This is a genomic window from Fodinisporobacter ferrooxydans, assembly GCF_022818495.1.
GTDB classification, from domain to species: Bacteria; Bacillota; Bacilli; order Tumebacillales; family MYW30-H2; genus Fodinisporobacter; species Fodinisporobacter ferrooxydans.
Genome location: NZ_CP089291.1, coordinates 2,524,000 through 2,539,476, shown reverse-complemented (window position 1 = coordinate 2,539,476; position 15,477 = coordinate 2,524,000). Strand labels below are relative to the sequence as shown.

The 15,477-nt window shown below is 44.0% G+C and carries 13 protein-coding genes; 2 read left to right on the top strand and 11 right to left on the bottom strand.

Annotated features, from left to right (window positions below):
* Positions 1–95 precede the first annotated feature (95 nt).
* The 11 genes from LSG31_RS12075 to LSG31_RS12025 all read right to left on the bottom strand — a co-directional run bounded on the left by LSG31_RS12075 (position 96) and on the right by LSG31_RS12025 (position 13,005).
* A complete protein-coding gene (locus LSG31_RS12075; RefSeq protein WP_347435359.1) occupies positions 96–1,112 on the bottom strand; it encodes a LacI family DNA-binding transcriptional regulator in 1,017 nt (338 codons plus the stop codon).
* 609 nt (positions 1,113–1,721) lie between these two features.
* Positions 1,722–2,801, bottom strand: coding sequence for a Gfo/Idh/MocA family protein (locus LSG31_RS12070; protein WP_347435358.1), 1,080 nt, complete (start codon positions 2,799–2,801; stop codon positions 1,722–1,724).
* Between the two features lie 74 nt (positions 2,802–2,875).
* A complete protein-coding gene (locus LSG31_RS12065) occupies positions 2,876–3,844 on the bottom strand; it encodes a sugar phosphate isomerase/epimerase family protein (RefSeq protein ID WP_347435357.1) in 969 nt (322 codons plus the stop codon).
* Between the two features lie 19 nt (positions 3,845–3,863).
* A complete protein-coding gene (locus LSG31_RS12060) occupies positions 3,864–4,010 on the bottom strand; it encodes a hypothetical protein (RefSeq protein ID WP_347435356.1) in 147 nt (48 codons plus the stop codon).
* A 300-nt stretch (positions 4,011–4,310) separates the two neighbouring features.
* Positions 4,311–5,321, bottom strand: coding sequence for a LacI family DNA-binding transcriptional regulator (locus LSG31_RS12055; protein WP_347435355.1), 1,011 nt, complete (start codon positions 5,319–5,321; stop codon positions 4,311–4,313).
* A 372-nt stretch (positions 5,322–5,693) separates the two neighbouring features.
* Entirely contained in the window at positions 5,694–6,896 is a 1,203-nt protein-coding gene (locus LSG31_RS12050; protein WP_347435354.1) for a D-alanyl-D-alanine carboxypeptidase family protein, read from the bottom strand.
* A 370-nt stretch (positions 6,897–7,266) separates the two neighbouring features.
* Positions 7,267–8,484, bottom strand: a complete 1,218-nt coding sequence (locus LSG31_RS12045) for a 4-hydroxybenzoate 3-monooxygenase (RefSeq protein WP_347435353.1) — start codon at positions 8,482–8,484, stop codon at positions 7,267–7,269.
* A gap of 474 nt (positions 8,485–8,958) precedes the next feature.
* Positions 8,959–10,326, bottom strand: a complete 1,368-nt coding sequence (locus LSG31_RS12040; protein ID WP_347435352.1) for a sigma-54 interaction domain-containing protein — start codon at positions 10,324–10,326, stop codon at positions 8,959–8,961.
* Between the two features lie 390 nt (positions 10,327–10,716).
* Positions 10,717–11,379, bottom strand: a complete 663-nt coding sequence (locus tag LSG31_RS12035; RefSeq protein ID WP_347435351.1) for a 3-oxoacid CoA-transferase subunit B — start codon at positions 11,377–11,379, stop codon at positions 10,717–10,719.
* Positions 11,380–11,394: 15 nt separating this feature from the next.
* Entirely contained in the window at positions 11,395–12,081 is a 687-nt protein-coding gene (locus LSG31_RS12030) for a CoA transferase subunit A (protein WP_430734277.1), read from the bottom strand.
* 147 nt (positions 12,082–12,228) lie between these two features.
* A complete protein-coding gene (locus LSG31_RS12025; RefSeq protein ID WP_347439499.1) occupies positions 12,229–13,005 on the bottom strand; it encodes a 3-hydroxybutyrate dehydrogenase in 777 nt (258 codons plus the stop codon).
* A 302-nt stretch (positions 13,006–13,307) separates the two neighbouring features.
* Here LSG31_RS12025 and LSG31_RS12020 point away from each other — a divergent pair, with 302 nt between their 5' ends.
* Positions 13,308–13,988, top strand: a complete 681-nt coding sequence (locus LSG31_RS12020; RefSeq protein ID WP_347435349.1) for a response regulator transcription factor — start codon at positions 13,308–13,310, stop codon at positions 13,986–13,988.
* Positions 13,985–15,475, top strand: a complete 1,491-nt coding sequence (locus LSG31_RS12015) for a sensor histidine kinase (RefSeq protein ID WP_347435348.1) — start codon at positions 13,985–13,987, stop codon at positions 15,473–15,475. Before LSG31_RS12020 ends, LSG31_RS12015 begins: the two co-directional genes overlap by 4 nt.
* Positions 15,476–15,477: the final 2 nt, after the last annotated feature.

Below are 15,477 nucleotides of genomic sequence, written 5' to 3'. Positions count from 1 at the left end.
AAACCAGTCAACGATTCTCACGGATTACAAGTTATGTAAAAGGGCTGCGTCCTGTTTGAGACCGCTTCCTTTAACATCACCCCCTTTCAGATGTCTCATGTCAACTTGCTTCCACAACTCTCTCGTATGATCAATTCAGTCGGTATCACCACTTTAACGGGTATATCCCTGCCGTTCATTCTTTCGTTCAAAACATTTACCGCCGATTTTCCCATTTGTTCTGTGTGTACTCGCACAGTTGATAAAGGAGGGTTTACATATGCGGCGATTTCAATGTCATCGCAACTGACAATCGCAACATCATCCGGAACTTTGAATCCAGATTCATGCAACGCTCGTATAGCACCAATCGCCAAATTATCACTGGCAACGAAAAACGCACGTAGAAATTCCGAATCTCTCAAAGCTTGCTTCATTAATTCGTAGCCGCTCGCCGTAGTCCATTCCCCAATATACACGTCCTTGGGATTGTAATAGCCTTTATTCTTCAAGATGTTTTCAAATGTTTCTTTACGAATTTCCGCTGCTTTCTCGCCTCTTTTTTCCTCGTATTTTTGCAAGTATTCTTCTCCGCCAATATAGCCAATTCGCGTATGGCCCAGGCGCAAAAAATGATCCAAAACTTGTTGTGTCGCTGTCTCAAAATCTGCTACAACAGAATCAAATGTCAGAGAAGCCGGGCTTTGATTCACAAATACGATGCGATCCTCACGATCGAATGTTTTTTTCAAATCATCAAGGTCAATCTTTCCGATGACAATGAGCCCATCGAGTTGATTCTCCTTGTAATTCGGCATTGAGTCGCTCATTCGTATCATTTTTGAAAGACGGATTCCCAAATCGTTGCATTGTTTTTCAATTCCTTGCCGAATCGATAAAAAATAGGGATCGTTTGACTCATCTTGTTGGGAACACCAAGTTAAGATGCCTATTTCTTTATTCAACTGTTTATTCGTTTGTTTGCGATTGGATTTGTATTGAAATTGCTCGGCAATTTCAAAAATTCGATTTCGTGTTTCCTCTGAAATGGAATTGGTACGATTATTTAAAACTTTTGATACAGTAGACATGGAAACATTTGCTTTTTCAGCGATTTCTTTTATTGTTGTCATCTGATATTCACCAATACTCCGTCATTGTTATTTAGGAAATTTTATCAGGAAACTAATATGTTATTTTCCTTATATATTTGAAGTAAAATTTCTTATATCTATAATAATAAAACGCTTACACTATTTCAACAAGTAATTTTTGATATTTTAAAAACTCTCAAAAAAATCTGCATCCCTTATTGCTGAAGCTGAGAATGCAAGTTGTTTGCATAGGTGCACAGGATTGAAGAGAAAACTAGCTGCGCTTGGCTTTTATCCAAGACAATAAAACAAATGTTTACTATTGGGGGAATTTTATTGTTTCTATAAGGAAATTTTTAAGGAAAATTAAAAGGAAATTTCATAGGAATTAAAAAATTTCTGAAGTCTGTTATGAATCATATTGTCACGGAAACAGGCTGTCCTAAAAGGATGACACCGAATGAACCAGTCCCAAAACCAGAACGAAAAAACCTCCAAAACCACAATGAAAATGGAGTTGGAGGCTCGTTCTTTATTTTATATTATGAAAAAAGTGGGGGTTGAAAAATCCAAAGTTGACTTTTGGGACAGCCTGTTTTTCAATCGCCCTTCCCTTACTAGACTGTTTGCATCATCGTATGTAACATCTTAAAAATAAACGGTTTCTCCTGTTTGCGCCGACTGATAGATCGCTTCCAGGATTTCCGTGACCACCAGGGCTTCCTCCGGTTTCACAACGGGATCCGAATTGTTTAAGATAGATTCAATCCATAGTCTTGCTTCCAGATCTGCCGCACTTTCTGTTTCCCCGTTATAAAAATCAACGCCTTTTGCATCCAGATCGATGCGATTCGTATACAATTTACCGAAATTCTCGCCGTTGATACGAAGGCCGTCCAGCATATCCGCTCCACCTTCCGTACCACAGAGTGTACATTTGGCTTCCCCCGTCTGCAGTGAATTTAGTGCCCAGCTGGATTCAAGGACAATGGTCGCGCCATTTTGCATGGTAATAAAGCCAAATGCCGAATCTTCAACCTTAAATGTTTCCGGATCCCAAGGACCCCATGCGTTTGCGGCGTCCTTCTTTTGACCTAATTTATGAAATGTGCTTCCTAATACGGCTTTGGGCTTGTAGTTATTCATCATCCAGAGAGTCAAATCCAAAGCATGTGTTCCAATATCAATTAAAGGGCCCCCGCCTTGCTTTTCTTTATCGAGAAATACACCCCATGTGGGGACAGCACGCCGGCGAATCGCATGCGCCTTGGCAAAATAGACGTCCCCAAGATCTCCACGCTCACATAGCTGATGCAAATACTGGCTGTCAGTACGAAAGCGATTTTGATAGCCAATCGTTAGTTTTTTGTTTGTGTTCTTGGCAGCTTCAACCATTCGTCTGGCGTCTGCAGCCGTTTTTGCCATCGGTTTCTCGCACATCACATGTTTATCTGCTTGCAAAGCGGCTACCGTTATATCCGCATGAGAATCATTGGGTGTACAGACATGAACCACATCGATTGTTGCATCTTTCAAGAGCTCTCGATAATCCGTATAAACTTTGGCATCCTCCGAACCAAATTTTACGGCCGCCTGATGTGCGCGCTCTTCCTCAATATCGCAGAATGCGGCCATTTCTACTTGCGCAAGTTTCGCTAAGCTCGGCATATGCTTTCCATTCGCAATTCCGCCACAGCCAATGATTCCAATTCTTAATTTTTTTGACATGTACAATTCCTCCTCCGTTTTGAACAAACATTCTTACCTTATATCGATTTTCTTATTTTCCTTTGCTTGTGAACTTATGCCCACCAAATCTCTTTCATCCGATTCCGAATTAACAGACTCTTTAGATGAGACACTGCTTTTTCAAAACCTTCTTCCGTTGACATCAGGCTATCCTCGTGCTCAATGGAGATTGTTCCTTCATATCCGACCATTTGCAGTGTGCTGATCATTTTTTTCCACGATTCCTCACCGTGCCCATATCCAACTGTACGGAAAATCCAGGATCGATTCAGCTCATCCTGATATGGCTTGGTATCAAGAACGCCATTCAAAGCCATATTGCGTTCATCAAATGCCGTATCTTTGGCATGAAAATGATACAATGCTCCTGCTTTGGCCAATTCTTTCAAACATTCATTCGGGTCCATTTGCTGCCAATACAAATGGCTCGGGTCGAAATTTACGCCAATGTTATCTCCTGCTTCACGGCGAAGGCGCAAGGCAGTCTCCGTGTTGTAGACCACAAATCCCGGGTGTGGTTCAATCGCTACACGCACACCATGCTTGCGTACAAAAGCAGACATTTCGGTCCAATAAGGAACCACTTTCTCTTTCCACTGCCATTCCAGCACCTCAGCGTGTTCCGTAGGCCAAGCGCATGTCACCCAAACGGGATTCTGGGAGAAGTCCGACTCACCTGGGCATCCGGAAAAACCGATCACAGTCTCCACGCCTAATTTTTCAGCTAATCGAACCGCGTCGACAAAATCCTTATGGAACTGCTCTGCTACTTCCCGTTTCGGATGCAGCGGATTCCCGTGACAGGAAAGAGCGCTGATTTCAAGTCCCCTCGTTTCGATTTCCCGCTTGAAATCTTGCAATTTTTGCTCATCTTCCAACAATGCTGCCGCATCCGCATGTTTCTTGCCTGGATATCCGCCTACGCCAATTTCTACGGCATCCAAACCCTGGGATTTGATATAATCAAGGGCTTGACCTAAAGTTTTGTCGCCAAATAATACTGTAAATATTCCAAGTTTCATACATTCTGCACTCCTTCTGTTATTTCGATTCCAGCAACAATTCCGGGTTGGAAATGAAAACTTCACGACCCGTTCGACTCGATTCATAGATCGCATCCAAGATCTTATTGATATGCATGCCCTGCACAGGAGAAGAGATCGGAGAAGATCGAGATCCCCTTTTCATTATTTAAAGAAACACCTCCCTTTGTTCCCATCAGATTCACAAATACTGTATCCTTTTCAATATTGGCTGCCCAACTGACATCCACGGTCAATGTAGCGCCATTGTCTAACCGGATACTTGCGCATGAAGAAAATTTGGAACCGTAATGAGAACAGCATCGATTTCCTTCATGTTTAAATGAAATATTCTGGTTGCACCATCTTTCCTCCATAAATTACATAGATCCATTCCTAATGTTTTTTTGTCGCATTGAATAATGGATCAAACGGAAATTAAAAATGAATTCCACATCCAATGAGCTCAAGAAACATGTCGTACGACACTGTCTCGAAGTATGATTTGATGTGGAACATTCGTATGTTGTGCAGGTATTTCTTCCTTTTTAATCAGTTTTATCAAGTTGCGAAACGCTGTCATTCCCATCTCGATTGAAGAATAATGAACAGTCGACAATTTCGGTCTGACCAGTTCCGTCACATCCATATCGTCAAACCCAAAGATAGATATATCCCGCGGAATCATATATCCTTGATCCTGCAAATAATTCATCGCTCCTAACGCAATTTTGTCGGATGCCGCAAATAAAGCGGTCGGTTGGAATCCGGATTCAATTATTTGTTTCATCGCCACATATCCTTCCGCCGCCGAGAAATCGCTTACCGAAATCCAATCATCCTCGAACTGAATGCCTTCATCTGCAAGTGCGGTTGCATATCCGCGAAACCGCTCATCTCCCGATTCTCCATCATCGAGCGGGGCACGAATCATGGCAATTTTACGATGTCCAAAACGGATCAAAGTTTTTACCGCTTCATAGGAAGCACTGAAGTTATCCAAGTGTACAGATGGAATACCCGGTACTGATGATTTTTGCCCAATCAGAACACATGGAATTTCGAAACGTTCAATAATTTCAATATGTTCCTTTTTTAGCGACCGGCTGGATAATATAATTCCATCGACTTGTTTATCCCGATGAAGATTCAGATAATGAATCTCTTTTTTTGTACTTTTTTCCGTTAAACTCAGCATAATATCATATCCGTAGATTTCGGCCACTTTCGAGACCCCTTCGAGCATGACGCCAAACACGATATTGGCAATTTCCGGTACAATAATTCCGATTAAATTTGATTCATTCTTTACAAGTCCTCTGGCAAGCGCACTGGGCCTGTAGTTTACTTGTTCAATCACGGACAACACATTATCCCGCAATTTCGGATCAACTGTTTTGCCGTTATTGATGACTCTTGAGACGGTCGCTTTTGATACGCCTGCCAGTCTGGCAATATCATTGATTGTTAAGGACACATCAAACACCTCCTAGAAACCGGTTTCTCAAAAGTCGTCGTGATTCCTGCAAAACAATTTTATTGAGCAAATAGCGAAATAAAATTATATATAAAATAGCAATTATAGTAATTTTTATCGTAACTTCGATAAATAAACGTTGGTAAATTGGGGATGCCATGAATAGTTACAGGAAAATTGCAGTTACTGAGTTGAGATTCTATCGGATTTCAGGAAACCGGTTTCTTGTATTGATTATAATATTCAGATTTTACCATGTCAAGCTGAAATTTGATGTCAAAATTTGATGTTGCGCCCCTTAAATAACAGAATGGCAGCCAAAACTTGAAATTAAAGTTTCAGACTGCCATATCATATTCCAGTATTGTTGTTTTATCTTTGAAGGTGTGTCAGTTTCCAGATAAAACCTGGCGCATTCACTGCGCTTTTTGTATATAGAGGTACCGAAATGTGTTGATCTCCGGCATCCAGCAAAAGTTTGCCCACAACGGTATTTGCAGGAATACTGCCTGAAAGTTTAGGATTTAATATCACCTTTTTGTGTATATCCATACCGGCAAATCCAGTTAAGGGAATGTCCTTGTTTATAACAAGAGGAACGTTGCCTCCCCATGGAAGCGTCAAATCTCCAATGGTGTCCCCGGCCTTCTTGAATGTAACTGGAATGACGTCCTGCCTTGCCTGATTCATGATCGCTTCACTGACGGATAACGCCTGCATGAGAGGCTGGACTCCTTGTTGCCCTAAAACGATACTGATCACGAGGTTTTTCGAATCGCCACTTGTCGCATATGCCGCAGCAGCAAGATTTCCCCCTGCTTCCGGCGTACTTCCCGTTTTTATTCCAACGATTCCGGCCTTGCCCAAATCATAATTGACATTGTACTGCACGCCCGCCACCGGCAATGTCGCCTGCTGCATGTCCACAATATCCCGAAACACAGGCAGTTTCATGACCGCTTCCGCAATTTTAAATTGATCGGCCGCTGTGCTTACCGTTTGTGGATTGACACCCGACGCATCCGCATAATGTGTGTGAGCCATGCCGAGTTGTTTGGCTGTTTCATTCATTTGTTGTACAAATGCACTTTCACTTCCGGCTATCCAATTAGCCAATGTCGTAGCCATGTTGTCGCCGGATGGCAAAAGCAGTCCTTCCAGCATTTGTTTTTCCGTCAATACTTCCCCTTTGGCAACTTTGATGACAGAATCTCCGGCTGCCACATCTTGATTGTACAGATTTTCATCATTTGCCGTCATTGTAAGACTTGGACCGTTTTCCCCTTCTTTCAAAGGGTGTTTCTGCAGTACGACATACGCAGTCATCATTTTTGTCAAACTCGCAATTGGAACCTGACTGTCTTGGGCTTTTTCTTTCATAATGCCGACACCAGGAATACCTACGATTGAAGATCCATCTGTGGGCAATGTAAAATTAAGATTTCCGGAAACGGTAGAAACTGCTTGTATATGACTTGTAAACGTGTACGGCCGAAACGGGCGTATTTCCTGAGTGATCACACCGCCAATCAACAACAAGGAAACAACCCCAAGACTTAACTTAAATTTGCTCATAAATCCTCATACATCCTTCTTTCGTTTAGAATCTATTCATTTCATCTATTAAAATCCATTCACTAATCTTTTCATAGATTTTTTCGATTTGCAAGATATCAACATCATAATTATAAGACGAATCGATATGTGAAAAAGTTCAATGAAAAAATATTTAATTTTTGGAAGCTCTATTCCTCAATGTAATACATTTTAATTCAAAAGAATACAAAAGCATCTCACTTCACTTGTATTGTGAAATGAGATGCTTTTGCTGTTTCATTCACACTGCCAATACTTCCGGAACAGCCTCTTTCCCACGCTGTTTAGAGAGCTTCCCAAACGGTGGCAATCCCTTGGCCGCCGCCAATACAAAGAAATGTTTTTCCGATCAAACAAGAACATTACGACCCGATTCCGTAAATTGTCCGACAAGGGATCCATCGACATATTCTTCAGCCAACGTCGTCATGGCTGCCCGCGAAGATGTCGCAAAATTGAGTTCAGCGAGCTGCATCCGGCGTTCGAATGGCGTATGTTCATGGTTGGGGTGCAGCATGGAAGTCATGAACCATGAGAAACGCTCGGATTTCCAGATGTGACGGAGACAATTGGTGCTATAGCTTTCGAGCAGCTCTATTTTTCCGGACTTGTAAAAGGCATCGAGACTGCGTGCCAGAACATACACATCTGCAGCCGCCAGATTCAGCCCTTTGGCGCCTGTAGGCGGAACAATATGCGCTGCATCGCCGGCCAGGAACAGTCGGCCATACTGCATGGATTCGCAAACATAGCTGCGCATCGCAACAATTCCCTTTTGAAAAATCGGGCCTTCGATCAGCTTCCAGCCATCCTTCGTCGAAAGCCGTGCATGTAGTTCCGTCCAGATTCGATCATCTGACCAATTGGCAATGTCATCCTTTGGATCCACCTGGATGTACAGACGCTGAATTTCCGGAGAACGGGTGCTGACCAGGGCGAATCCGCGTTCGTGATTGGCGTAAATCAGCTCAGGCGAGGATGGCGGCGCTTCGATCAAGATGCCGAGCCAGCCGTAGGGGTATATTTTTTGGTATTCCTTTCGAATCTCGGCAGGAATCGAAGGCCTGCTTGGGCCGTGAAACCCATCACACCCGGCGATATAGTCGCAGCTGATTTCCTGAAGTTCGCCATCCTGTTCTTTGCGAAAACGAATTTTGGGAGATGCGGTATCCAAGTCATGCAAGCTGACATCGCCTGCGTTAAAAATCATTTGTCCACCTGTTTCGAGGCGAAGTGCAATCAAATCTTTGAGCACCTCATGCTGGGCATAAACGGTAACTTTCTTTCCTCCTGTAAGCTCATGCATGTTGATCCGATGTCCTTCACCGTTGAAGCGAAGTTCGATCCCATGATGAAAATGTGCTTCCCGCATCATCCTCTCACTTGCACCCATGGCATTCAAAAGGTTCACTGTCCCTTGCTCAAGCACGCCCGCACGGATGGTTCCTTCAATTTCTTCCCGTGTACGGCACTCGAGTATGATCGAATCTATCCCCTGAAGATACAGAAGATGAGAAAGCATAAGCCCGGCAGGTCCTGCTCCGATAATTCCGACTTGTGTGCGCATGTCCGCGCCTCCCTTGTATTATAGTAAGATTGTGAACGGTAAAAATACTGATATAGCAAAAAATGTTATGAAACATTTGCCATCCCTTGAAAATGCTTTGTCATTAAGATAACGCTTTCATTCTCATGAAAAAATCCCCTTCAGCATTTGCTTAATGATGTTCCAAATCATACATCTGAAATTTCACCCCTTCCGGCTTCGCTCTCATAAAACAAATATTTGATTCCCAATGTTTTAACTCTTCAGTTAAAATGGTATCCTACTTTCGTACCAAATAGAAGATCGTTTTTCTGCTATATGGAACAAAAAATAACATAGTTGTGAACACTCTATGTATAATCGAATAAAGGAACATCTCTGATATAAAAACAATAAAAGCCCTATCCAAATCAATCGATAGGGCTTTTAAAGCTTTCACCATATATGTGCGCACCTGTTTAAAATAATGATCCTGGATTTTCATTTAAACCGATTTTATACAATCTCATAATCCAATAGCTTTTGGTACAGACTGGATCTGCTAATATCGAGAAATTTTGCCGCTTTTAATTTATCTCCGTTTGTTGCCGCCAATACCTGCACGATCGCTTCTTTTTCCGCTGCCCGTACCGTTTCCCGCAATGTGCGAAGCGGTTTTGTCATTTCCTGAATTTGCGATATGGGTATCATGATGTGGGTTGCATTCAGAGTATCCCTTTCCATCAAATGCAGCGCGCGTTCCAAGACGTTGCGGAGTTCTCTGACATTACCCGGCCAATCATGACGTTTCAGCACATTCCATACATCCGGATCAATATGATTGACCGGAATTCCCGTAGATTCCATCAATTGATCCAGTAAATCTTTTGCGATCTCCGGAATATCCTCCAGCCGTTCCCGCAAAGGCGGAATATGGATCGAAACGACATGCAAACGGTAATACAAGTCTTCCCGGAACCTTCCTTCACGCACAAGTTCTTGAAGATTCCGATTTGTGGAAGAAATGACCCGGACATCGATGGATATCGGATGCGTACCGCCGATTCGCTCGATTTCCTTTTCTTGCAACACTCGTAACAATTTGGACTGCAAAACAAGCGGCATATCCCCAATTTCATCTAATAATATCGTACCGTGATTGGCCAGTTCGAATTTTCCTTTTTTCCCTTTGCGAACCGCTCCAGTGAAGGCTCCTTCTTCATATCCGAACAGTTCCGATTCTAATAGCGCGTCTGGAATGGCGGCGCAATTGATCCGGATAAACGGACCTAGATTCCGGCGGCTCGCCGCATGGATCGCATGTGCAAACAACTCCTTGCCTGTGCCGCTTTCACCCGTAATTAAAATGGTCGTATCACTTTTTGCAACTTTTTGTGAAAGCTGTTTGGCCGCCTGCATGCTTTCCGTGGCGCCCACGATTTGTTCAAACTCATATGTGGCCCCAAGCTTTTTGCGCAGTTCTTCCTTATAATAGGCGACTTCCTGTTTCAAACGGTCTACCGTGGCAGCCAGTGCATGCAGTTCACGGACATCCTGAAATATGACCGTTCCCAAAACAGCGATCAGCTTGCCCTCGACGTATATGGGAATCCGGTTTGCGATCATATCATGTCCCTTAATCCGCTGCAACCCCGCGACTTCCGCTTTTCCCAATTGTGCAACAATATGCATGCGCGTATTTTCTATCACTTCCGTCACATGCCGACCGACAACCTCTTCGGCCCCGAGAAACTGCTTATATGCTTTGTTCATAAAGAGGATATATCCGCCCGGATCCACAACAACAATTCCTTGAAAAGCATTCTCGAGTACCTCAAAATACAAGTTGAATTCAGCTTCATTATTTTGTTGGAACGGGCCCATAAAATGCTCCCCCAATCGAATCGATGCTTTAAGAAAAAGAAAGGCCACCTTGTGCAATTCCTCAGGGTTGTCCAAGAGAGCCGCAACAATCGTCTCTAAACTCAGAGGATGGATACACATATGACCTGTACATGTTTGCCATTTTAAATTAAGTGTACTTCAACATCCGTTTGTCTACAAGAGGATGTTCAAAAAGTAGTCAAAACTCCACGGTGGATTGCTTTGCCGAATCCCAAAAAGGCTTACTCATGTACCAAACACGTACACTCCGTCACCTTTTCGTGCTTCGGCTTCGCACTCCTTGTGTCTTACTTAACCACTTTTTGAACACGCACTACAAGGAAAAACAAGCGTAATTTTACTTTCATGCAGTTTCTTTCGTCTTCCCCACTACGCCTTCATATGTTCCTTTAGCAAATATGGACTCACGGAAAATGCGGCATCCGTATTTTGCCGCACTTCTTCGATCGTCACACCTTCCTGTACTTCTACAAGCATCATGCCGGCTTGCGTGAAATCAAATACGGCCAGATCCGTAATCAGGCGGTGCACCACTTGTTTTCCGGTAAGCGGCAATGTGCAAACTTTTTTTACTTTCGATTCTCCATGTTTGTTTACATGCTCCATAATGACGACAACCCGTTTGGCGCCATTGACCAGATCCATTGCTCCTCCCATGCCCTTGACCATTTTTCCGGGAATCATCCAATTTGCCAGATCTCCCGTCTCGGACACCTCCATACCGCCCAAAATAGCCAGATCGATATGACCGCCTCGTATCATCGCAAACGATTCCGCGCTGTCGAAATAAGATGCTCCCGGTACTGTCGTGACCGTTTCTTTGCCTGCATTGATCAGGTCGGCGTCTTCTGCTCCTTCATAGGGATAGGGCCCTATGCCCAGCAATCCGTTTTCGGATTGTAGCAACACATTATAATCACCGGGAATTTCGTTGGCCACGAGTGTCGGCATGCCGATCCCGAGATTCACGTACATGCCGTCTTGTATCTCCTGTACCGCGCGTTTGACAATAAGCAAACGAGTCTTGTCCATGATTCTTCCCTCCTCTTAAGAAATCCGAAATGTCTTTCGTTCGATTCGTTTTTCATATCTGTCACCTTGTACAATCCGCTGCACGAAAATGCCTGGCATGTGAATCTGATCCGGGTCCAATTTTCCCGCCTCTACGATCTCCTCTGCTTCCACAATTGTGATTTTCCCCGCCATCGCCGCCAACGGATTAAAATTGCGGGCTGTTTTTCGAAACACCAAATTCCCCATCGTATCCGCTTTCCACGCTTTCACCAAAGCAAAATCCCCGACGATGCCACGTTCCAAAATGTACGTTCTACCATCAAATTCCCGTTGTTCCTTACCTTCCGCAACCAAAGTCCCTACGCCGGTCGCTGTGTAAAATCCTGGAATACCGGCACCGCCTGCACGAATTCGTTCCGCAAGCGTTCCTTGCGGCACAAGTTCAACTTCCAGTTCCCCCCGCAGAAATTGCTGTTCAAACCGTTTGTTTTCTCCTACATAAGAGGAAATCATTTTTTTGATTTGCTTATTGGCAAGCAGCAATCCGAGTCCCCAATCATCGACGCCACAGTTATTGCTGACGACTGTCAAATCCTTTACAGTTCGCTCCCGCAACGCCTGGATCAGATTTTCCGGAATACCACATAAGCCGAATCCGCCGAAGATAAGTGTGGCGCCGTCAAAAATATCTTGAACAGCTTCCATTGGTGATGCGGCAATTTTTCTATTTGACAAAATCTCTACTCCCTTTCCTCAAAATTGAAAATTGATTTCGCTTTTATTCATAAAGATCATTTTGAAAACGGTTCGGAATGATTTGGCACACTTTCTGCGCGTGTAAAGATGCCTGCCTGCGTCAAACAACCGTCACTGTGCTGTGTATCCACCATCAATAACAGCCGCAGTACCCGTGACACCCCGCAACTTGTCACTTGCCAGCAAGACGGCATAATCCGCCACTTCCTGAGTTGTTATCAGGCGTTTTTGCGGTACGAACGGATAAATTACCTCTTCCAATACTTTGTCGAGGGGTACGTTTCTCGTTTTCGCCAAATCGCCCAATTGATTGCGGACAAGCGGCGTATCTACATAACCGGGACATAAAGCGTTTACAGTAATCCCATGTTCAGCACCTTCCAATGCAGCCACTTTCGTGAGTCCGATCACACCATGTTTTGCGCTGTTGTATGCCGATTTTCCGGCAAACCCGATCAGACCATTGATAGAAGCAACGTTGATAATTCGACCGTATCCCTGTGTTTTCATAATTGGAAACACATGTTTAATTGCAACAAACGGAGCGGTCAGCATGATCCGCAAAAGCAGTTCAAATTTCTCGGTCGGGAAGTCTTCGATCGGTGAAACGTGCTGAAGCCCCGCATTGTTTATAAGGATATCAAGCGATCCGAACGTAGTTGCGGTATACTCAATGCCAGCCCGAATCTGCTCTTCACTTGTCACGTCACAAGGAATGCCGGCGGCCAGCTCCGTTGTTTCATTTAATATCCGTACCGCTTCGTCAACGGCTGCCCGATGCAAATCGGATATGACGACACGCGCACCTGCCGCAATAAATGCACGCGCAATTTCCAAACCGATTCCACTTGCAGCACCGGTAATAAAGGCAACTTTATCAGCCAACAAATTCGTCATTGCAGAACCCTCCGACATGTTGAAAATGATTTGTATCATTCACAATAAGCAAGAATTGTGCCAACCTAAAAATTAGTGGATAGCTTCAAAATTAGTGGATAGCTTCGTTAACGATCGGATCCGGATTGGCCCGCACATAGACGTAATCATGAATACAGTCCGAAATTTCGGACTGTATTCCAATTATCTGTACTGAAATACCGTTGAATCTAAGCTGAAAGTATCCTGAATGTTGCGCAAGAATAGTGGTGGCAGTATTTTTATTCGTGTAAGATGAAACTGAGGTGATAGACATGCAGCAATTCGAAGGAATAAAAATACTTGTTGTCGACGATGAACCGAATATCCTTCAATTTCTGGAATTTGGGCTTCAGAATGAAGGGTTTGATGTACGGACAGCCCTAGACGGTTTATCCGCAATGAATATGGCGAAACAGTTCGATCCGCATGTTGCTGTACTCGATGTCATGATGCCCGGCATGGACGGGTTTGAAGTATGCCGCATGCTGAAAAAATCAAAAAATATATCTGTCATTATGCTAACGGCAAAAGAAGAAGTGGAGGATCGCGTGAAAGGTTTGGAAACCGGTGCAGACGACTATATGATAAAACCATTTAGTTTTGAAGAACTCTTGGCACGAATCCACGCAAGGCTTCGAAATCAATTTCCGAATTTGCTGGATGAAGTGATCATCGGAGCGTTTCGTATCGATGATCGAAAAATGGAAATCCAGTACGATCGTTCCGTACTTGAACTGTCGCCTACCGAATATAAACTGTTGAAGTATCTGATTGTGAATCACAATCAAGTCCTGAGCAAGGAAATGATTTTGGACAAGGTGTGGGGATACGATTTCGGAGGAGAAAAAAATATCGTAGAAGTCTATATTCGCTCTTTACGAGAAAAGCTGAATGACCAGGAACATCAATTGATTCGCACCATACGGGGCGCCGGCTACCGGGTAGATCTATGAATCAGAGCAGCAAACACAAGCGAATCCTGCGTTTCCTTTCGCCCACTTCCTTGCGATGGCAAATCTTGTCCCGTTCCTTCTTGATTTTATCTGTTTTGCTGTTGCTCGTCGGGATTTTTCAGTATTTTTTCATGCGTCAATTTTTGTACACAAGCGCAGCCGTAAACATGAGAACTCAAATTCGTTCCATTCCGCCCAATGTGTGGCAAGCGATACGTTCTGAGAATACGCAGGAAATATTAGATCCGTCTCTGTTCTTTCATTTGCTTAGCCCTGATGAGACATTGGCATTTGTGGACAGGAATGGAAATGTTCATGATCTGTTAGACCATTTTGGCGAACATCAGGCGCCAAAACTTCCTGTCCAGACCTATCAACAAGCATCAAAGCAAAGAAGGCATAGTTTGAACCTCAATATCATAAAAGATGCAAAGGGACAGGAGCAATTGGTTGTACTGCAACCTTTGCCCAATGGCTTGGCGCAGATCAGCAATAGCGTACGACCATTGCAGGATATTCTGATGCGGGAGCTGACAATTTATGCATCCCTGTCGTTGGCTGCACTGGTTGTCGGACTGTTTACGTTCTTGCCCGTCATACGGCGGACATTAGTCCCATTGTCAAATATAGTGGATACGGTAGAACAAATTAATGCCGGCAATTTGCATGAACGCCTGCCGACAGAACAAGGGCAGGTAGAGGTCGATAGGCTGTCAATCTCCTTTAATGCCATGTTGGAGAGACTGGAAGCCTCATTTATCGCCGAACAAGAAGCGAAGGAGCAAATGCGCCGATTTGTCGCCGATGCGTCTCATGAATTGCGGACTCCTTTAACATCCATACGCGGTTTTTTGGAAGTATTGCTGCGCGGCGCATCCAATAATTCGGAACAGCTGAAAAAAGCTCTGGCCAGCATGCATGGTGAATCGGAACGCTTGAGCAAGCTGGTTGGCGATTTACTCTTCTTGGCAAAAATGGATCGGACACCGACACTGCATATGATGGAAGGTCAATTGGACCTTGTCATACATGAAATGGAGTCGCAGCTTTTGCTGCTGGCAGGCGAGCGAAGTGTCCAATTTTCAATCGCCTCAGATGTAAAATCAGTCTTTGATCCAGATAAAATCAAACAAGTACTATTAAACCTGTTCCAAAATGCAGTTCAACATACCCATCCGATCGATGGGGAAATTCGAGTTTCTTTGCAGCATTTCTCCCCGGAGGCAATCATCCTCTCGATTCAAGACAACGGAGTGGGGATTCCTGATGAGCATTTGCCCCATTTGTTTGAGCGCTTCTATCGGGTGGACGCATCACGGGCAAGAAAATATGGCGGAGCGGGATTGGGTCTTGCCATCACCAAATCGATTGTGGAAATGCATGGTGGAAGCATACAGGTTGCGAGCACGAAAGGATCTGGGTCTATATTTAAAGTTTTGTTGCCGAATGCCGAATCCGCTGCCAATGGCAAAAGACACCTGTCGTAAGC